The 19,512-nt window shown below is 62.6% G+C and carries 18 protein-coding genes; 10 read left to right on the top strand and 8 right to left on the bottom strand.

Translation table 11 applies throughout. The features are described 5' to 3' along the window. Positions 1-42 precede the first annotated feature (42 nt). The gene (locus OUZ49_RS12800) at positions 43-261 is read left to right on the top strand and encodes a hypothetical protein (RefSeq protein ID WP_266150834.1); all 219 of its coding nucleotides are present in this window, start codon (positions 43-45) and stop codon (positions 259-261) included. Between the two features lie 109 nt (positions 262-370). On the opposite strand, the gene OUZ49_RS12795 is transcribed toward OUZ49_RS12800, so the two are convergent. Then, on the bottom strand, positions 371-715 hold the full coding sequence (locus OUZ49_RS12795) for a hypothetical protein (protein ID WP_266150832.1): 345 nt from the start codon (positions 713-715) through the stop codon (positions 371-373). A 208-nt stretch (positions 716-923) separates the two neighbouring features. On the opposite strand from OUZ49_RS12795, the gene OUZ49_RS12790 reads away from it, so the two are divergent. Then, the gene (locus OUZ49_RS12790; protein WP_266150831.1) at positions 924-1,580 is read left to right on the top strand and encodes a uracil-DNA glycosylase; all 657 of its coding nucleotides are present in this window, start codon (positions 924-926) and stop codon (positions 1,578-1,580) included. A gap of 85 nt (positions 1,581-1,665) precedes the next feature. Here OUZ49_RS12790 and OUZ49_RS12785 read toward each other — a convergent pair whose 3' ends face one another. The 7 genes from OUZ49_RS12785 to OUZ49_RS12755 all read right to left on the bottom strand — a co-directional run bounded on the left by OUZ49_RS12785 (position 1,666) and on the right by OUZ49_RS12755 (position 14,642). After that, positions 1,666-2,511 (bottom strand): sulfotransferase family protein, encoded by an 846-nt coding sequence (locus OUZ49_RS12785; protein ID WP_266150830.1) that lies wholly within the window; start codon positions 2,509-2,511, stop codon positions 1,666-1,668. 51 nt (positions 2,512-2,562) lie between these two features. Continuing rightward, the gene (locus OUZ49_RS12780; RefSeq protein WP_266150829.1) at positions 2,563-3,570 is read right to left on the bottom strand and encodes a LacI family DNA-binding transcriptional regulator; all 1,008 of its coding nucleotides are present in this window, start codon (positions 3,568-3,570) and stop codon (positions 2,563-2,565) included. A 16-nt stretch (positions 3,571-3,586) separates the two neighbouring features. Next, entirely contained in the window at positions 3,587-6,298 is a 2,712-nt protein-coding gene (locus tag OUZ49_RS12775) for a glycoside hydrolase family 2 protein (RefSeq protein WP_266150828.1), read from the bottom strand. A gap of 4 nt (positions 6,299-6,302) precedes the next feature. After that, entirely contained in the window at positions 6,303-7,730 is a 1,428-nt protein-coding gene (locus OUZ49_RS12770; protein WP_266150827.1) for an APC family permease, read from the bottom strand. Between the two features lie 122 nt (positions 7,731-7,852). Continuing rightward, positions 7,853-11,056, bottom strand: coding sequence for a TonB-dependent receptor (locus OUZ49_RS12765; protein ID WP_266150826.1), 3,204 nt, complete (start codon positions 11,054-11,056; stop codon positions 7,853-7,855). Positions 11,057-11,253: 197 nt separating this feature from the next. Continuing rightward, positions 11,254-13,587, bottom strand: a complete 2,334-nt coding sequence (locus tag OUZ49_RS12760; protein ID WP_266150824.1) for a beta-N-acetylhexosaminidase — start codon at positions 13,585-13,587, stop codon at positions 11,254-11,256. Then, positions 13,584-14,642, bottom strand: a complete 1,059-nt coding sequence (locus tag OUZ49_RS12755; RefSeq protein WP_266150823.1) for a glucokinase — start codon at positions 14,640-14,642, stop codon at positions 13,584-13,586. Before OUZ49_RS12755 ends, OUZ49_RS12760 begins: the two co-directional genes overlap by 4 nt. A 528-nt stretch (positions 14,643-15,170) precedes the next feature. Between OUZ49_RS12755 and OUZ49_RS12750 the strand changes: the two genes are divergently transcribed. The 8 genes from OUZ49_RS12750 to OUZ49_RS20960 all read left to right on the top strand — a co-directional run bounded on the left by OUZ49_RS12750 (position 15,171) and on the right by OUZ49_RS20960 (position 19,356). Next, positions 15,171-15,623, top strand: a complete 453-nt coding sequence (locus OUZ49_RS12750) for an acyl-CoA thioesterase (RefSeq protein ID WP_266150822.1) — start codon at positions 15,171-15,173, stop codon at positions 15,621-15,623. Between the two features lie 59 nt (positions 15,624-15,682). After that, positions 15,683-16,033, top strand: a complete 351-nt coding sequence (locus OUZ49_RS12745) for a DUF3147 family protein (RefSeq protein WP_266150821.1) — start codon at positions 15,683-15,685, stop codon at positions 16,031-16,033. Between the two features lie 114 nt (positions 16,034-16,147). Beyond that, entirely contained in the window at positions 16,148-16,651 is a 504-nt protein-coding gene (locus OUZ49_RS12740; protein ID WP_266150820.1) for a hypothetical protein, read from the top strand. A gap of 252 nt (positions 16,652-16,903) precedes the next feature. Beyond that, positions 16,904-17,158, top strand: coding sequence for a DUF6868 family protein (locus tag OUZ49_RS12735; protein ID WP_266150819.1), 255 nt, complete (start codon positions 16,904-16,906; stop codon positions 17,156-17,158). An 83-nt stretch (positions 17,159-17,241) separates the two neighbouring features. After that, a complete protein-coding gene (locus OUZ49_RS12730) occupies positions 17,242-17,574 on the top strand; it encodes a DUF7957 family protein (RefSeq protein ID WP_266150818.1) in 333 nt (110 codons plus the stop codon). A 395-nt stretch (positions 17,575-17,969) separates the two neighbouring features. Next, a complete protein-coding gene (locus tag OUZ49_RS12725) occupies positions 17,970-18,545 on the top strand; it encodes a hypothetical protein (RefSeq protein ID WP_266150817.1) in 576 nt (191 codons plus the stop codon). A gap of 109 nt (positions 18,546-18,654) precedes the next feature. Then, positions 18,655-19,026: a hypothetical protein gene (locus tag OUZ49_RS12720; RefSeq protein ID WP_266150816.1), complete on the top strand. Its 372-nt coding sequence runs from the start codon at positions 18,655-18,657 to the stop codon at positions 19,024-19,026. Between the two features lie 60 nt (positions 19,027-19,086). After that, a complete protein-coding gene (locus tag OUZ49_RS20960) occupies positions 19,087-19,356 on the top strand; it encodes a CPCC family cysteine-rich protein (protein ID WP_380003888.1) in 270 nt (89 codons plus the stop codon). Positions 19,357-19,512 lie beyond the last annotated feature (156 nt).

Genomic DNA, 19,512 nt, shown 5'->3' with positions numbered 1-19,512 from the left:
ATGACTTCCGAAAGCTGAGGCACCCGCGCACGCGCCGAAGCCATGCTCGCCATGCACTGCACCGGCATCCACGCCCTCGCGCGCCTGTTCGCCAACAGCGAAGCCTTCCGCGACGTGCAGGCCAACTGCCAATCCGTCGAGCCCGGCCATTGGCCTCTAAACGGCCACATCACCGACGACCTGTTTACCGCCTTGCTGGTGCTGAGTGAACGCGCCGAAGCGCTGAGTCAGTCCTTGCCGGATAGCACAGACGCCAAGTAATCGGGCATAGGGCCCGTAACCACAGGGAAGGGGTCAACCCTATGCGCTTAGATCTCGGGTTGCGAGAACAGCGGCTGGACGGCAAGCTGAGAAGGTCCGCTTCCGACTCTCAGCAGCCCTTAGAAACCTTCGGCTGTTCGGGGTCGCGAATCATCCATTGGATCGTGGTGCAGGTGGCGATGTGAACTGGAAGGCCGTTTCCATCCAAATCGGTGCGCTTGCCCTGGCGGGGGCACTTTTCCATGTCTACGAGCGCTCGAAAGAGCACGACAGTGCTCAGTTCTTGCGCGAGAGATCGGAAGCTCTCCGGGCGGCTAGTGTCGTTCCCATGCACAATCCCCCAGTCGAGCGCGAGATTATTGCCCTCGCAGAGAAGGATTCGTCCAACTTCTGCCATCCCGTGGATCGAAAAATCGACGGATGCCGATTGGACGCCGTGCTCGTGGATGACCACTGGCTAGTGTTCGCGTGGCCCTACTTTGGCAGTCCGGGCAAGGAATACGTTTGCTGTGCTCCGGATAGTGATCGCCGCTTTATCTACTCGCGCGCAGGCGTCTTCTTGCGAGAGGAGAATGGGGGTCCGTAGCACGGGCGGCTGATTTGAGTATCTGCTTCCGACCCGTGGCGAATTCCTACCTCAACGGGTTCCTTGGAGCGACGGCATGGCGACGCGAACCAACCCGAAGATCAAGGCATTCCTCGCGGAGCTCTTCTCGGCGCCGACCGCTGGGATGCCGCGTGTCTTCGATCCCTGGAATGCTGTCTCTGGTGATGACATTGCTCCTGACGCGGTAGAGGGGCGTCGCGAACGCCTGAGGCTGCATCTGTCGGCATCGGCCCCGAGGCTGCTGCTCATCGGCGAGGCGCCCGGTTATCAGGGATCACGGATAACCGGTGTCCCATTTACGTCCGAGGCCCTGCTGCTGGAGGGCGGCGTGCCACGCGTAGGCAAGCTGAGTAAGCGACTTTCTTCGCGGCGCCTTCCCTGGCGCGAGCCATCGTCCACGATTGTGTGGGGTGCGCTGCGCGAAGAGGGCTTGGCGGACTACACCATTCTGTGGGGTGCCTTCCCTTGGCACCCCTATGGCGAATCACCCTTGTCGAATCGCGCGCCGAATGAAGCCGAGAAGGCTGTTGGCGCCGTCCTGTTGCGCGAACTTCTTTCGGCGTTGCCCGATGTCACGGTCGTTGCCGTGGGAAACGTTGCGGCCGATTCGCTGCGAAAGCTTGGCGTGGAAGCCGAGAAGATCCGCCATCCTTCCAATGGTGGCGCTACGGCATTCAGGAGCGGGCTTGCCTTGGTGGCGAAGCGTCTTTGATAGCCGGCCCCACGCTCGATTGGCCTCTTCAGATAGAACAAAGGCCGCGCAAGCGGCCTTTGTCTCTCGTGGCGATGACGCGCCTCTAGACGATGGTGACCTGGTTGACGTTGTTCTTGGGGTCCATCCAGAACGCTTCGTTGACGAAGCGCCCGAAGACGTCGCGCGGCAGGATGGGTTGGCGTTCGATCGCCTCAACCTTCGGCCGGACGGAATGCAGGCCGGGCATGCCGACGCGTGCATCGAACTCGTCTGCGTGGTATTCGATGTGGTCGAAGTCGTGCTCGAACCACGGCTCACCGAGGAATTGATAGACCGCGCGTACGGCCGTGGCGGGATCACGCGCCAGGCTTTCGTAGGTCAGCATCAGCAGGTGGTTTTGCGCGTCCTGGCCGTAAAACGCTTCCTTGGTGGCCTGGTAGGCAAAACCCACCATGCCCCGCGGATCGGTCAACGCCTCGACGCGGGAGTAGACCGTGGTGTTGGTGTCGAAGCGGAACACCTTGCTGACGCTGACCGGTTGCTTGCGCACCAATCGCTCCATGCTGTCCAGTACCCAGGCCAACTGGCGCACGCACGCGATGACCTTCACTTCCGGAAACAGCACGCTGAGCAACTGCATGCGGCTGCACCATAGCCGACTGGTGTCGAATACCACCTCGGCGCCTGTTTGCACCGAGTAGAAGTTCTCGACCAGGCCGCGCAACAGGGCAACGCGCTGCTCGTCGGAGACATCGAACGAAAAATCGTTCTTGCTGCTCGCTTCCGCAATCACCACGCCCATGATGTCGGCCAGCGGGCTGGTCATGCCGGCGCGGAAGCGCGGGTTCTGGTTGAGGATGGCAGCGAGCAGGGTGGTGCCGGAGCGCGGCAGCCCGGAAATAAAGTGGAACTTTCGCGGCGGCTTGCTGGCGTCTGGCGTTGCTGGCATGCGGTCAATCTCCGGTCGATCGGTAGCGTGGGTTGCAGGATGGTGCCAGGTTCAGGGCGCGGGTGCCGTCGAGGCGCGCATGCGCATTTCGTACGCTACTTCGACCATGCGGGCTTCGCCCTTGCCCAGCACGCGCAGCAGCAGCTCTTCCGTGGCGCGCTTGCCCATTTCGCGCACGGGCTGGTGGACCGTGGTCAGTGGCGGCCACACCTGCGTCGCGATGGTGGTGTCGTCGAAGCCGCAAATGGACATGTCGCCGGGAACTGATACGCCGGCCTCCGCGGCGGCCCAGATCGCGCCGACGGCCATGTCATCGTCGGCCGCGAAGATGGCGGTGGGCCGCTGCTTCAGCGCGAGCAAGCGGCGGGCGGCGGCCACGCCGGATTCGAACGAGAACTGGCCCTGGATCATGTACGCGGGGTTTTCCTTCAAGCCTGCGCGCTTCAGGCCGTCGCGGTAGCCGGCGAGGCGCCAGATGCCGGCGCCGTGCTTGGGGTCGCCAATGATATGGGCGATGCGGCGGTGGCCCAGCGATGCCAGGTGCTCGACCATGGCCGCGGCCGCTTCGCGCTCGTGCAGCATCACGCCGATGCAGCCCTTGGGTTGGCGTGGCGCGATCGAGGCAAACGGCAGGTCGCTCTTGCGCAGGTGATCGAGCAGCTTCGCGTGGTCGGTGATCGGCGGCGTGAGGATCAGTCCATCGGGCTGGTGTCGCGACAGGATGCTCTCGACACGCTCGACGAAGTCCGGCGCCGTCGACACCAGCGGCTGCACCATCATGCTGTATTGCTTCGCCTCGCAGGCTTCCAGCACGCCGGCCTGGACTTCCATGATGTAGCTCGGCGACAAGTTGTCGTAGAGCAGGCCGATCATGAAGGAGCGGTTCGTCGCCAGGCTGCGCGCCGAGGTGAGTGGCCGGTAGTTCAGCTCCGCCACGGCCGCGAGCACGCGCTCGCGCACGGAGTCGCGCACGTTCGGCTCATTGTTCAATACTCGCGATACGGTCTTTTTCGATGTGTCCGAGGCACGGGCAACATCGTTGATGGTCACGCGTGACATGGAAGCCTTTGCGTCTTCAATGAGCTGTCCCCTGCGTAGCGCCCGCCGCCACGCTTTGGACAGGAACGTTCCACCCGCTCACTTCGACGACAGGTTCGGCCGTTCCCTGCGCTGCGTATCGCGCGGTCAGGACCATCGATTCACCGGGCCAAAGCGTGACGTCATTGTCAGTCCAGCGTATCGGCAGCGCAAGGTCGCCGTGGGCGCCACGCCTGATCGACACGTGCAGGAATAGCGCCACGGCCTTGGACGATGCGGGCACCGATAGAGTGACCGTGGTGACATCCTCATTGCCCTCGCGCCGCGTGGTGGCGTGCACCTCGGTGGTCGCGGCCGGCAACGACTGCAGCGCGGTGAGGTCTGCATACTTCGTCACCGGGGTGAGGTACCAGGTCGAATGCGGCCAATCGAGCACGTCCTGTTTGGTGGACAGCCAATAGACATTTCGGCTGACCGGCTTGCCGTCCGCAGCGGCCAGCTCGAGCTCGATGAAATACACGTGGGACAGGTTGGCGATGGCCGGCAGCGTTGCCAATGCCTGCGTGTGGTTGCCCGCGAGGTCGATGCCTTGCAGGTGCTTCTCGAAACGCACGCTGCCGTCCAGGTTGCGCACACGGATGCTGGCCTGCAGGCCATGGGCATCGTCCAGCGCGTGGTTCACCAGCACGATGCTGTTCGAGTCGTACGAATACTGGATGTGCACCAGCTCGTTCGCTTTCTTGGCGCCGAAATAGGCGCCGGCGGGGTTCATGTAGTAGTCGTACAAGTGCCAGTGCAGCGAGGGCCACGCGTTGTTGAGCATCCAGTAGATGACGCCGGTCGCTGGCTTGGCGGCGTCCATGCGCGCGTTGAATGCCTCGAACTGGGCGCGGACGTTATCGTAGTTGTCGAGCTGGGCCTTGGCGACATAGTCGGCGAGGCTGGTGGGCGCGCCGTAGCGAGCGGCCAGCGCCTTGTCGAACGGCGTCAGCACGGCGAAGGTCGACCAGTCTGCGGAGGCGTGGTACTGCCGCGCCTCCGGCGATTTCCACAGCGCTTCCTGCTCCTGCGGCGACAGCATGCGCTTGAGGTCATCCAGCCGTGGGATATCGGCGCCCGCACTGACTTCCGAATCAAAGCCGAACGCGCCGCCAAGCTTGTCGGCGTACCAGTAGGCCGGCGGAATCCAGTCGTACGGGCCGGCCATCTTCATGCCGGAGGGGCCGGTCTCGGCGGTCCCCTGGTCGGCAGCGGCCGAGATGATCGGCAAGGACCAATCCTCGGCGCGCAAGGTATCGACGTACATCTTTGCAATCGGCGGCGGCGGCGCGTTGTCACTGCCGATATAGAAGCCGATCACCGAGGGATGGTTGCGCAGCAGGCGTGCCTCGCTGGCCATGGAGTCTTGTGCGACTTTCAGGTCGGCCGCACTCCAAGGGGAGCCGCCGGTCTTCGCCGCCGACTCCCATTTATCGCAGCACTCCCAGCCCGCCAATACCATGATGCCGTTGCGGTCGGCGAGATCGTAGAAGCGCTGGTTCTCCAGCTTGCCTTCGCTGCGGATGGTGTTGAGGCCGAGGTTGGCGACATAGCTGAACTCCGCCTCCATGCGCGCGGGGTCATCGCGCAGGAACATGTCTGGCGCCCAGCCGCCACCGCGGATCAGCAGGGGTTTGCCGTTGATGAAGAACTGCCGATAGCCCTGCTTGGTCAGGCTGGAAGTGACGCTGCGTATGCCGAACGTGGTGGCGGCCCGGTCGGAGGGCGAGCCATCGACGACAGCCGTCATCTCGAGCTGGTACAGCGGGTGCTCGCCCATGCCGACCGGCCACCAGATCTTCGGGTGATCGAGCGCGAGGCCCGGCGTGGTCGAGGGTGAGAACGAAACGACCTGGCTTTGTCCGGGCGCGAGATGGACGGTCTGCTGCATGGAAACGCCGGCCGCCGTGCCGGAGATCGTCGCATCGTGCGCCACCGTGTCGAGGTTCCTGGCGGTGACCTTCACGGTTAGCGCGGCATGCGAGAGATCGGGCAGCGGCAGCGTCGAAAGCACCTGTGGAAAGCTCAGCGCGACAGGTCCGGTCTGCACGATGTCGACACCGCGCCATGGGCCCATGTTGTTGTCCGGAGGCGTGGGGTTCCAGTCCACCCAGCCAATTGACAGGCTCTGTCTCGGATCGGCCGGATGCACTTGCATGGCGAGGGCGTTGGCGCCTGGGCCTACCCAGGGCGTCACGTCGAGCTCGTGCACGGGATAGGCGCCGGCCACGTCGGCGTGGTCGGCGACCTGATGCCCGTTTAGCCACAGGTCGGCGCTGGCGATGATGCCGTTGGTGCGCAGCAGGGTATGCCTGCCCGTCTGGTTCTCCGGCAGCGTGAATTCGGTGCGGTACCACCAGGGCGTCACGAAGAGATTGCCACTGGCGTCCGGCACCTGCACCGCGCGCAGGTTGTCGCTGTAGAACACGTCGTTCTTGAACGTGCCGTTTTCCAACAGCCCGGCCATCACGGTTGCCCGACCACTCACCGGGTACCAGCCCTTGGTGGAGAAGCCGGTGGCGGAGATGTCGGCGCCACCTTGTTGTGCCTTCGCACTGTCCTGGATGTGCCAGTGCTTGATGGTCGTGAGGGAGCCGACGTCGGTGGCTACCTGGGTGGGGGCGTAAGTGGTTTGGGCGTGGGCGGCTGGCGCGGCGGATATCGCCACCGCGAGCACCATCCAAAGCGCGTGCCTGGCTGGAGTTTGCATGGAGTCACTGCTTCCCGAGATAGGTTTCGCGTATTTCAGTCGGCGCGAACGGCCAGGACTGGTTGAGCCTGGCCCAGATCGCAAACACCACCAGGCCGGCGATGATCCACAGGCCGGATAGGATCAGCGACAAGGTGGAGGCAGACACGTATACATAGACCCACCCCAGCAGCGCGATCACGCATGGCACGGGGTAAAGCCATTGCTTGTACGGGCGCGCGAGATCCGGCTGGCGCTTGCGCAGCACCACCAGGGCGGCAATCTGCGCCAGCGACTGCACGATGATGGTCGCGGCCAGCAGCATGTTGATGACTTCGGTCAGGTCAAAGAACGTGCCGATGGCGGTCACCACGCCCATCGTCAGCAGGGCCACGTGCGGGAAGCCGTGCTTGGCGTGCAGGTTCGCAAACACCGACAGGAACACCTTGTCCTGCGCTGCCTGGAACGGTACGCGCGAGCCACCCAGCAGGCCGGTGAACACCGAGGCGAACGCGGTCACGATGATGAGCACGGTCATGACGGCGGCGGCCACATGCCCCCAACTACGCTCCACCACCAGCGACGCTACCGACTTGGACTGCGCGATTTCCTGCCACGGCGCCACGCCAAGCACGCTGATGTTGAGCAGAAGGTAGATAAACATCATCGCGATCACCGAGATGATGATCGACCTGGGCATGGTCCGGCCGGGATCGCGCAGCTCGTCGCCGATATAGGCGGTGGTGTTGTAGCCGAGATAGTCGTAGATGCCGATGATCAGGCCAGCCCCGAGTCCGACCAGGAAGTGGCTGCCGAACGTGTCGGCCGGGTAGGCAAAGGCAAAGCCCGCATTGAAGTGTGAGAAACCCGCCGCGGTCACGCCGACGACGGAGACCAGCATGATGATCCACAAGGCGATGGTGATCGAGCGTACGGATTCGATGCGACGGTAGAGCAACCAGGTGACCACGACGGTGGCCGCCACGCCGATCAGATGCACTGGCCACCAGCCCAGGTTGGGGAAGAAGAAGCCCAGATACTCCACCATGCCGATGATGCCGGTGGACATCAGCAGGGGGATCGCCAGCAGCATGGTCCAGATGAACAGGAACGGCATCAGCTTGCCGGTGCGATACTGGAACGCCTCACGCAGATAGACATAGGTTCCGCCGGAACCCGGCATGGCCGCGCCAAGCTCGGCCCAGACCAGGCCGTCGGCCATGGCCAGGATGGCGCCGACGATCCAGCCAATGATCGCCTGCGGGCCGCCCATCGCGGCGACCATGATGGGGATGGTGATGAACGGCCCGATGCCGCACATCTGGGTCATATTGATCGCGGTACCCGAGAACACGCCGATGGAACGATGGAAGGCGTTGTCGCGAGCGGATCGGGGCGCGCTGGAGTCCTGCATGCTTGCCTGGTCGTGGTGGGGTGCGAGTGGAGTATCCATGGAGCTATCCCAAAGGGCGATCTTGTGAATCCGGACTCAGCCCGAGCCGTGGTGGCACCGTTCCCGCGAGGGCAGGAACGGTGCCACCGGTCAGCCGGGGCCGAGGTGGGAAGCTGCTCCGCTTACCACTGGCCGCGTACGCCCAACATGACCATGCGCTCGGAGAACGTCGAGTGCGCGGGCTGGTCGGGCCAGACGAGGTAGTAACGCTGATACTCGTTGGTGAGGTTGGTGCCGTCCAGGAACACTTCGGCGTATTTGTTGAACTTGTACGAGATCGACGCATCGAGGTAATGCTGCGGCGCTTCGTACATTTCCATGCCGGTGATGCCGCCCACGCTGTCCATCACCGCGCGGCGCGAGCGATAGTTATAGGCGACACGGGCCTGGAAGTGGTCGTCCTGATACCACACGATGAAGTTGCCGGACTTGGTGGAGTTGTCCTGGAACGGGATCTTGCTGCCCGACAAATCCGTTTCGCCGGAGTTGCTGGGTGCATAGGTGGCGTTGACCTGGATGCCGGTCTTGGAGAGGAAGCCGGGCAGGAAGGTGAAGCCCTGGCGGTAATCGAACTCCGCGCCATGGATGCTGTTGCCGGTGCCCTGCACGGGCTGGGTGATCACGATGCAATGATCGCGCACCACGCCGTCCTCGTCCGGCAGGCTGCAGTTGGTCACGCTGCCGTTCTTGATGAAGCTGTCCACCTCGATGCGGAACAGCGCGAGGCTGAGCATGCTGGTGGGGTTGATGTAGTACTCCAGCGACGTCCCGTAGTTGGTGGAGCGCCAGGGGTTGAGGTTCGGGTTGCCGGTTGAGGTGCCATTGGCGACACGGAAGATCGGACCCTGCGGTGTCTCTGCCAGCGAGTAGTTCAGCTGCAAACCGCCGGCCCAGGTGCTGAGGTCCAGCGGCATCATGTTCTTGGAATAAGCCAGGCGGAACTTCAGGCTATCGGTCAGATCCAGCGCGAAGTTCAGGGACGGCAGCACGTCCTGATAACTGCGCTTGGTGACGGCCGTGCCGACGTCCTCCGGTTCGTCGCCGTACGCACCCGGAGCACCACTCAGATGCTGGGTCACGTCAAGATTGCTGTGGATCAGGCGCACGCCGATATTGCCGTTGTACGTCATGTCCCACATGCTGCCGTTGAAGTCGCCCTGCAGATAGCCCGACAACTCTTTCAGTCGCACGGCCCAGGTCGTGCCGGGCTCACCCACCTGGACGGTGTCGGGGTAGAGCGACTTCCAGAAGGAAATCGGATTGACCATGGCGTTGGGATCGATCGCCCAGAAGTTGATGCCCGAGCCCAGCAGGTTGCTGTAGTACTTGAAATTGCTCGATAGCGGCGTCGCCGTATTGGGCATCGAGATCGCGGACAACGGTCCTGCGCGGAAGTAGCCCTGGTCATTGCCGGCCGTACAGGAGCCGCTATTCAACACCACGTCGGCACCGACGTAACGCACCAGGCATCCACCCGGGTCGCTGGCGCCAATGCCCGCGTAGACCGGGGTTTCCAGGGTCCAGCCATCATTGCTGGCGCTGCGGATGCTGTTGCGCACGCCAAATTCCAGCTTGAAGCCATCCTGGAAATCGTATTTGCCATCGAAACGCAGCGCGTTCAGCGCCACCTGGCGGTCGTAGTCGCCGGAGGACTCCAGCGTCTTCATGGTCCAGCCGTTCGGGTCGGCGAACTGGGATGCCAGCGAGGATGGCAGGTTGACGGTGATGTACTTGCCAGTGAAGTTCGCGATGATCGGCACCGTGTTCTGCGGCATACCGTTCGCATTGAACACACGATTGCCGCCCAATTGCGACGGATAGACAAAGGTACCGGGCGGCACGGTACTTGGGTCCACGCCGTCCATCAGCACGTTGGGCCACAGGGCGCCGTCGGAGTTGGAGATATTGACGTCGGTTTCCTGGTTCGTTTGCGACGCCGTGTCACGGATGCCACGCACGCTCGCCGTGAACGGACCGCCGTTGTCGTAGTCCATCTGCAGGTTGAAGTTCTTCGCCGTCGAGTTTTTCTGGATGATCTGCGAATACGACTCCACGTCGCCCGGCCACTTCTGGTAGACCTGCGTGGTGAATATCTGCGAGCCCTCCCAGCCTGGATCTGGCGTGCCGTACTGGCCGAGCGCAGGGCTGCCGGTATTGCGCGACTGCAGCGGCACGTAGGTGGCGCCCTGCCAGTTGGTGGAATTGAACTGGATGCCGTAGTTGCGATCGTACTCACGCTGCTGCGAGTAGAAGAAATCGCTGGTCAGGCTGAAGCCGCTGCCAAGGTCCATCTGGAACGAGGCATTGCCGGACTTGCGCTTGCGCTGGGTGATGATGTCATTGAGGCCGATGTCCTGGCTGCCCATGAACACGCCGTTGGACTTGCCGTCGCCATTGACGTCGACGCTGCCGTCGGCGTTCTGGACGATCTTCGATGGAATGGGCGCGCCGTTCCACGGGGTCAGGAAGCCGTTGTAGCCGCCCGCGCTGGCCGCGTTTTCGCCATTGAGCACCACGCCATACTGGTCGAGACCCTCGGTGGCGTTCATGCGCCGGGTGTCGGAGTAATCGGCGGATACCAGCAGGCCCCAATGGCCACCGTCGTTGAACGAGATCAGGCCATTGGCCTCGGGACCCCAATGATTGGTGGTGGTGCCGCGCTCGCCGTTGGCCGAATAGCTATAGGTGAAACCGCTGGGAAGATCCCACGGGCGATAGGTGTGCAGGTCGATGGCGCCGCTGATGCCGCCATCGGTCAGGTTGGCGCTGGATGACTTGATCACGTCCACGCCATGGAACAGCGTGGACGGCAACATGGTGAAGTCGGGCTGCTGCGAATCGATCTGGTCGGCCGTGATGAACACTTCGCCATTCAGCATGGTGCCGACCTGGGGCAGGCCACGCACGTCGACCGAGGTACCTACACCGGCATCGCGGTTGATCTGCACGCCGGTAACGCGCTGGAGCGAGTCAGTGATCGTGGTGTCGGGCAGCGCGCCGATGTTTTCCGCCGTGATGCTGTCCTGAATGTTCGTCGCATCGCGTTTCAGGTCAATCGCGCGGATCTGCGACGCGCGCACGCCGGAGACGGCCACCGTCGACAACGTGACCGCGTTCTTCTCCGCGTCGCTGCTGTCGGCCTTGCCGTCTGCTTTCTTGGCATCGGGAGGCGGCGTTGGCGCCGTTTGCGCCGTGCTGCTCTGCGTGGCCTGGTCGTCCGCCTGGGCGTCGAAGAAGGTCGATGCTGCAGCCGACGTCGACACGGCGGCGAACAGCGACATGGTGACGGCGAATGACAATGGATGTTTGCGAAGTGCGCTTGGCATGGGCTTTGACCTCGTTGGTGTTGCCTGTCGAACCTCAACTGCTCCGTGGTGTTTCAAGAAAAACGCGTAGGGCCCGGCGGTGCCTGCAAGTGCGCACGCCGTCGTAATGCAACTTCTCGATGTCCCCAACCCTGGCTACGCGAGCCAAAGCCGTTCACTGTGCTGCCACGGCGCGGGACCCCCGTCCCGCCTTCCGCTTATTTCGAAAACGCGATCCGCGCCAACGCCCACTGCCCCTGGCGTGGATCGCCGGTAGCAAACACACACAGGTCGCGCGCGCCGGCCCCCGCCGGCATGGCCACTTGTGCATCAAGACGAACTTGCCCGTTGGCCCGCGCCGCACTCCCCAGCGGCAAACGGGCAAGCAGCGGCCCTGTACAGGAATCCGCATGGATCTCGAACTCACCGGCCGCATCGGCCGGGTGGCGTACCACGGCGTCCTTGGCCTCGTCACCGAAACGCCATGGCATGCGTTCGACCGTCATGGCCACATGCCTGGTGCCGTCCAAGGACGCTTGCGGCCAGAGCCAACAGGCGTTGCCGATGTCGACGGAATAGAGCGGCCGCGGTCCCGTCGCCGGCTTGCTGCCTTCCAGGCGCGAGCCCGGCTGCTGCGAGCAGGTCGCCAGCGCGCTGCTGTCGCGGCTCAGCAAGGTGGTTTCGTCCAGCACCAGCGCGCGTGGCGCGGCCAGCTCGAAGCCGTCCGCCGCAAACGTCGCCGCGCGCAGGGTCGCATCGCGCGCCAGCGTGAGCGGCCGGGAGTACGGCGTGGATCGGCTGGTCGGTGCGGAGCCATCCGTGGTGTAACGCAGGGTGCCGAATCCGACCTGATTGGCCAACTCGACCCGGAACCCACCCTCGCTCGCCGTCACCTGAAAGGCGGGTGCAAACGCACTGTCGGCATAGCCGATGCCGAGCGCGCGGTAACGGGCCAGTTCCGCCGGCATGCGTTGCAGAAAGCCATCCCAGTCGTGCGCCTGCGCAGGCGACCAGCCAAGCTCCGCCAGCGCCGCGACGCGCGGGAATACCGCGTGCTGGTCGTGTGCAAAGGTTGGCATCTGCTCGGCCCAGAGCCCCGCCTGCACGCCGATGATGCGTTTGGCTTCAGCCGCACTCGCGCCGTTCGGGATGACGACCGTGTCGTACGCTTGCCGCAGCGTCGCCGCCGGCGGCGGCCCCGGCCATTCGTCGGGTCGGTCGGACTGCACGTGGTCGAAGTACAGCGATTCCTGCGGCGTCATGACCACGTCGTGGCCTTGCTTGATCGCAGTAAGCGCCACGCGCTCGTTGTCGTCGCCGTGCCAGGACATCACCACTTCCGCTGCCGGCAGCGTTGCGCCCGCGACCAGCTCGTCATCCCAGCCCACCGGCGTACGCCCGGCCTTGATCAGGTGGGCGGCAACTTGCTGGGTGAACCAGCCTTGCAGCTGATCCATGTTCGCCAGGCCCAGCTTGCGCATCTGCGCCTGCACCTCGGGCGACGCATTCCACTGCTGCTTGTCCGCCTCGTCGCCACCAATGGAGATGTAGCGCGAAGGAAACAGCCGCATCACTTCATCGAGCACGTCGTCGACAAACTGCAGAGTCTTTTCATTGGGCTTGAGCAGCCACGGGCTGACGCCCCACTCGGTCCATACCGGCGGACGCTGGCCGGTCACGCCCAGCCACGGATAGGTGGCGACGGCGGCCTGCATATGCCCGGGAAGATCGATTTCCGGTACCACCTCCACATAACGCTCGGCGGCGTAACGCACGATGTCGCGCGCGTCGGCCTCCGTATAAAAGCCGCAATAGGGTTGCTCGGCAGAGCCGGTCAGTTCGCGATCGAAGCCCACCGCCTTGCGACAGGCGCCGATTTTGGTGAGCTCGGGATACTTGGGGATGTCGAGGCGCCAGCCCTGGTCTTCGGTCAGGTGCCACAGCAACACGTTGAGCTTGTGCAGCGACATCCAGTCGATCAGCTGCTTGATCTCGGCCACGCTCTGGTAGTGTCGCCCGGAGTCGAGCAGCAAGGCGCGCCATGCGAAACGCGGGTGATCGTCGATGACGCCATGCGCCACCGCGACCGGCGCGCCACGCGTCCATCCCGCTGGCGTCAGCAACTGCGCCAGCGTGACGCTGCCATAAAACGCACCGCGCGGCGTACGCGCCGTGACCAGGATGCCGCCGTCATCCACTGTGATGCGATAGCCGGCGTCGTCGGTGACATCGGCGTTTGGCTCGACGTCGAAGGCGATCGCAGGATGCGCGGCGCCCGTAGCCGCCAGCCGCAAATGCAATCCATTGGTGTCGGCCACGCGCTGCACGAAGCGCTCCGCCATGGACTGCACTTGTGCGCGATCCGCGCCGCGCACCGAGACCACAGCACCATCGGCGATCGTGGCCGCGCCCGATCCGGCGGGGCTGAGCTTTGCCGGCTGCGGCAGCAACGACCACGCGGGGATGGCTGGCGCTGCAACGACCGCGCCCGTCGCGGCCAGCCACACGATGGCCACGCACCGGAAGAATCGTGAGGTCGCGATAGGGCTCATGGGCCGGCGCCACCTGCCGCGGCCTGCCGCAGCGTCCCCGTCCCTGACAGGGCCTGCCTGAGATACCACTGGGCGGCGCCCTGCACGCCGTGGCGGCCGTGCTCGGTGACCCACACCGGCACTTGCGACAGCAGCGCGCGCGCGCTGCGTCCGTGCAGGAATCGTTTCTCGAAGGCGCTGCCCTTGAGCAGCTCGAACAGGGAAGAGAGGAAGCCGCCAGCCAGATACACCCCGCCCGTGGCCATGAAGGCCATCGCGAGATTGCCGGCGAAGCTTCCCAGCGAGGCGCAGAAAATCTCCACCGCCTCCACCGCTTGTACATCGCTGCAGGCAACAGCCGCCGCGCTGACTGCCTCTGGCGTGGACAGCTTCGGTGCCTCTCCTTGCAGCCTGCACAGAATCGCGTAGACCGTCAGCAGGCCGGGGCCCGACACGATGTGTTCAAACGGCACATAGCCGCCATTGGGCGCGAGGTAGGCGAGAACCTCGCGCTCGCGGATCGAGTTGGGTGTGTAATCCATCTGGCCGGCTTCCGTCGCCAGCACCAGGCCGCCGGCCGGGCCAGGAACATGCACCGCCGCGCCAAGGCCGGTGCCCGGGCCGATCACCAAGGTCGGGCCACTGGTAGCGGCGCCGGGCCCGCAGAGGTGACGACCACCGTCAGCAAGCGGGCCATCAAGCGCGTACGCCAAGGCCTCGAAGTCGTTGAGCACGGCGACCTCGTCGAGGCCCATTGCGTGACGTAGCTGCGCCAGGTGGACAGGCCAGGCGAGGTTGTCGTTCACCACCTCGTCGCCCATGATCTGGCCCGCGCAAGCCAGCACGCAGTGCTTCACTGGGGCCCGCACGTCGGCGTCGACAAAGGCCTGCAACAGTTCCGGCAGGGTCGAGAACTCTGCGCACGCGAAGACGCGATAGGCCAGCGTTTCGACCCCGCGGGCCCCGTCGGGCGAGGCGCGCATCAGCGCAACACGCGCGTGCGTGCCGCCGATATCGGCCGCCAAAAATGGCAGCGTCGGTGTCCCCGCCAGTCGATCCGGATGGTCGATTGCCACGCCCAGTGCGCCCCTTGCATTGGAACTGTTATCAGCGTGTAACGTAATTGACACCGGTGTCAAGCGGTGGCGCACCATGGGCGAAAAACACCTGGGGAGACCGTCCGAGGGGTATTGGCCCGGGTCTGGGAGGGCGTCGCAGACCTGCGCCGGCTGGTGCTCGATGATCCGGAAGCTGGTCCGTACAGCGCTCTCGGGTGCCTGTTGTTGCAGCATGGTTTGGCGGGCGCCGCGGACGTAAATCCCGGAAAAACCCGCCGACCCAGCGCGGGCCTCATCAAGAATGGGCGTGTCAGGACCGGGTCGTCTGTTGCCGCCGCGGCAGGTCAGTGGAGGGCGGCATCAAGCTTGCGCGGCCTCGAACGGGAAACGGTCATTGGGGCGTGCATGGGGCAGTGGTCGCGGGCGAACACGGCAAGCTCGCAACCGCGGAATGTCCTAGACTCCCGGCGGTTGGTGGGCGCCATGGCCGGCTGGCGCGGAGGGGATGGTCCAAGGCTGGCTACTCATATCCGCTGGAGCACGTGCATGTACACGAAGACTCTCTATGCAGGTTGGGGCGACATGGACTTCAACGCCCATATGCGGAATACGGCTTACCTCGACAAGACGGTCGATGTGCGGCAGATGTTCCTGATGGAGCATGGGTTCCCCATGGAAGAGTTCATGCGCCTGCGGATCGGCCCGGTGGTCATGAAGGACGAGTTGGAATACTTCAAGGAGATCGGCCTGCAACAGCAGATCACGGTGACCTATGCGCTTGCCGGCCATTCCGACGACGGCAGCCGCTTCCTGCTTCGGCACGAGATTTTCCGGCAGGACGGCAAGCTCAGCGCGCGGGTGACCAGCGCAGGCGGCTGGCTGGACCTCAACGAGCGCAAGCTCGTAGCCCCACCAGCGGCACTCATCGCGGCCATGGAGTCCCTGGAAAGAACACAGGACTTCGTCGTCCTTCCTTCAAGCGTCAAGGCGCGCGACTGATCCTTCCGTGGGCCGTCACTTTTCAACCTGTCGATCTTGCTGCGCAGTAGAGACCGCCCATGCTCTGGATCATCACCAAGTACTTCATTACCGCCGCCATCGTCGTGGCAGTTTCGGAAGTCGCCAAGCGCAGCGACAGGGCCGGTGCCCTGCTGGCATCGTTACCTCTGGTGACCTTGCTGGCGTTGACCTGGCTGCACATGGAAAAGCAGCCAGCGGCGAAGATCGCCAACCACGCCTGGTATACGTTCTGGTACGTGGTGCCGACCCTGCCGATGTTCCTGGCGTTCCCCTGGCTCTTCTCGCGCTTCGGGTTCTGGCCGGCCCTCGGCCTGAGCGCAATCATCACCGTCGTCTGTTTCGCCCTGTTCGCCTGGGCTGTGCGCCCATGGGGAATCAGGTTGATGTGATCCGAGGGGGCTGTTTACTCCCGGCTGAGTCGGCAACCCGAAACGGACATTCCCGACAGCGGCCACTGGTGTTCAGCCAAGTTGGACTTTCGTCAGCGAAAGGATGAGCGCTTCATGGACGTCAAGTATCAGTACCTTTGTGACACGGCCTACTTCAAGGTAGTCATCGATCGCCAGTATCGACAGGGACCGTGGCTGTTACGACTACCCATTCAATTTGGCCTTATCGGCGTCGGGTGCGCGATCTTTTTCCTTGGCCTTTGGGGCATGTCGGACCCAAGGATAGTCTTGCTGATCGTATTGATCTGCGGTGTGTTTGCTGCATCCGGCGTCTGGGCGACGAAATTTGGCATCATGATGAAATTCAGGAGACGACAAGGATTCGGGACCGAAGCAGTGACGCTATTGAGTGAAGTCGGGGTCGGCGTGGGTGGCATCGAGCACCATACGGTAATGCCTTGGTCCGCATACCCGCGAGCCGTCCGATTCCCTGATGGAATTCTCCTGAAACGGCCGGGTGGGATCAGGTGGCTGCCTGATTCGGGCATTACCTTCGGAAGCGTGGCGGACGCCACCGCACTCGTGGCCTCGAAGACATCTCTTCGCTCGATGGGGTAGCGAGAGCAGCATGATGCGTGGCTCATCGAAGTGTCTTCCCCCGACTCGCAGCGGACGTAAGCCAGCGACCCCATGCGGGTATTCAAAGGGATGCATTCCAAGTCCACCATTGCTTTGGATTGCCAGTGACATGTGCGTCGGGTAAAGGTTATGGAGTCAGTGCCTTGGAGGCTGCATCCAGCAAGTGCATGCAGATACATGACGAATATGCGCGTCCGCTCATTAGGGCGTTAGCCGGCAAAGGAGTGGACAATGAATATTGAACTTGTGAAAGATGTTCTGCTCTGGTGCACCATCATCAACTACGTCATCTTGATCGTGTGGTTCGCTGCTTTCGTCCTTGCACATCGCTGGATGTTGAACCTTCACGGTCGCTGGTTCCGCCTGCCCGAGGAGCGTTTCGACAGCATCCACTACGCAGGCATGGCCATTTACAAAATCGGCATCCTCCTGTTCAACCTTGTTCCTTACCTGGCACTTCGCATCGTGTTGAGTCACGCCAGCTAAGGGGCTTGGATAGAAACGGGAGTCCGCTCCCGACCCATAGCAGACATCAGGGACGACGCGGGAATCCGGAGCCGGAGGGGACTTTGAAGATTGAATTTCAGGGGAGCCAGGTGAATGCACCTGGGGGATCGATTGAGGTCGGATACCCCGTCCTCGACGCGCGCCAGGTGGGTGACTTGGTCGTGGTTCTATGCGATTGGATGGCCTTTCCTAATGGAGCGCCCGCGAGGAACCTCTTCGCCTATGGCCTAACTGGCGAGGCGCTTTGGCGTGCGGAAGACATCGGGATGGGCGAGGTGGACGCATACACCGGCATCACTTCGGAACATCCGTTGGTCGCATTCAACTATGCATGTTTCGCCTGCACGATCGACCCAAATACAGGCGAAGTGACGTCAAAGCAATTCACGAAGTGAACATGTAACGATGTCCGCTCCCGACGCGGAGCGGACGCTTTCACATCGGCAATTACGAGACAAATTGGGTGACAAGTGATCGATCGAACCCTTCAGCCAGTTGAGTGGGCCGCCTTCTTGTCTGAACTTGAGGACGCCAGGGAGCATCTCGGGAATCTCCTTAGAGATCTCGTGCAGGTTCCGGACTTTGACGAAGACGCCCTTCGTATTGATCTCGGCCACGTATATGCGCATCTCAACAGGGCGTGGCGGCGCAGTGCGAAAGCTTTAGACGACAGCGATTGGGACTCGGCATCCCAGTTTCCGAACGACCTGACGCTGGTAGGCTAAGGTCCGCTGCCGACCCAGAGCGGACATTTCTCTGGCGGCATAGTCGCAAACAAGGAATCGAATTCGTGAAGCCGATTTTGTCAAACCTTGCCGTGATTTTCTTCGTTTGGACCAACGTCGCACTCGCCGGTCAAGTTTCTAAAACCGAGAGTTGTTCCAACCCATACGAAGCTTTTGGTCTTCACGGTTTCAATGAGCCAACCCTGACGGCGACTGGCAAGGCGCCGGGGTACTTTGCCGTCAGGTTGACCTATCTGCCTACATTTCGGCATCCAATCGCACTCCGTTACGAGAGGAACGGAGCGAAAACAACACGCCGAGCGATCGTTTTGTCTGGGCAATTTGGACAGCGCGTAGGGCCGGTAGCATTTGAAAAAACCGACAGCCCATCCGTCGCGGAAATTGATGACATCAAGAAGGCAATTGGCGATGCCGGCTACTGGAACCTTCCGGTAACGGACAACGTAAGGGGTGCGGACGGCGACATATTGATCGTTGAGGTCGTATCAAACGGTGAATGCAAGGGCATATCGCGCTGGGAACCGGAATCAAGGGCGGATGCGCGTGGCTTGGCCAAGCTCGTCGATGTGTATGTCGGGTTGTTCGAACGAGCAGGGATTTGGCAGGACGTCAGCCCATGAATTCCAAAGCATGAGTGCTAGCGTCCGCTTCCGACCCATAACAGACACTCAGTGGTCTGAAGGTTCTTCACGGTTTATCTCTCCTCCTGCATTGAGGTCAAGAAGGCAGATGAGCATTCAAGATCACGAGCAGCTAAAAGAGCTGGCCGGGCGCCAGCTCACTGCCGTGACATTCGTATGGGACTACTTGCAGCTCCAGTTCGATGGTCCGGCCCTCAATGTGATGAATACGGTCGCGGTGTCATCGCAAGAGCAATCCGCTAGGACCGGAGATAATCAGTTTCGCAACCTGCTATGCAGCCACATATCGGGGCGGGTGCAAGCCGTCGACATAAACGCCGATGAGGTCTCCATCGAGTTTTTCGGGGGCGGACGAATCGCCGTTCTTCTTGCCGACGAGCACTACTCGGGACCAGAGGCGATTTACTACTACGGGTTCCAGAATGGCGGATGGGGCGCCATCAGGCCAGATTTCGAGTAATTTCTTACTCACAGGAAGGTCTGCTTCCGACCCAGAGCAGACCTTTTACAAAGGGGGAATATGAGCCTTGCCTGCCCGTGCTGTGACCATCTCACGATGCCGGACGATGGGTCGTTTCCCGGCTCGTTCGTGATCTGCCCTGTTTGCTTCTGGGAGGATGACGACGTGCAGTTCGACAATCCTGACTTCGCTGGTGGAGCGAACCACCCGAGCCTGAATCAGGCACGCTCTAACTACCGCATGTTCGGGGCCAAGGAAGAGCGGGCGCGACCTCATGTTCGCCCTTCGAAAGAGAGCGAGTTGCCGCCGACTAATGACGACACTGCTTAGAATGCATTGATAGGTCCGCTTGCGACCCAAAGCAATGAGATGGACTCCTCCCCGCCTTCGGCATCGAGTGCCAGACTGGAGCTGCGATACACCAGTCAACGGCGAAGAGGAGTCCACCCATGAAGCTTAAGCGCATTGGGGTCGATCTGGCCAAGA

This window comes from Dyella halodurans (assembly GCF_026283925.1).
Classification (GTDB): domain Bacteria; phylum Pseudomonadota; class Gammaproteobacteria; order Xanthomonadales; family Rhodanobacteraceae; genus Dyella; species Dyella halodurans.
Note: the sequence above shows the minus strand (reverse complement) of the source record. Positions and strands in the feature narration are given on the sequence as shown.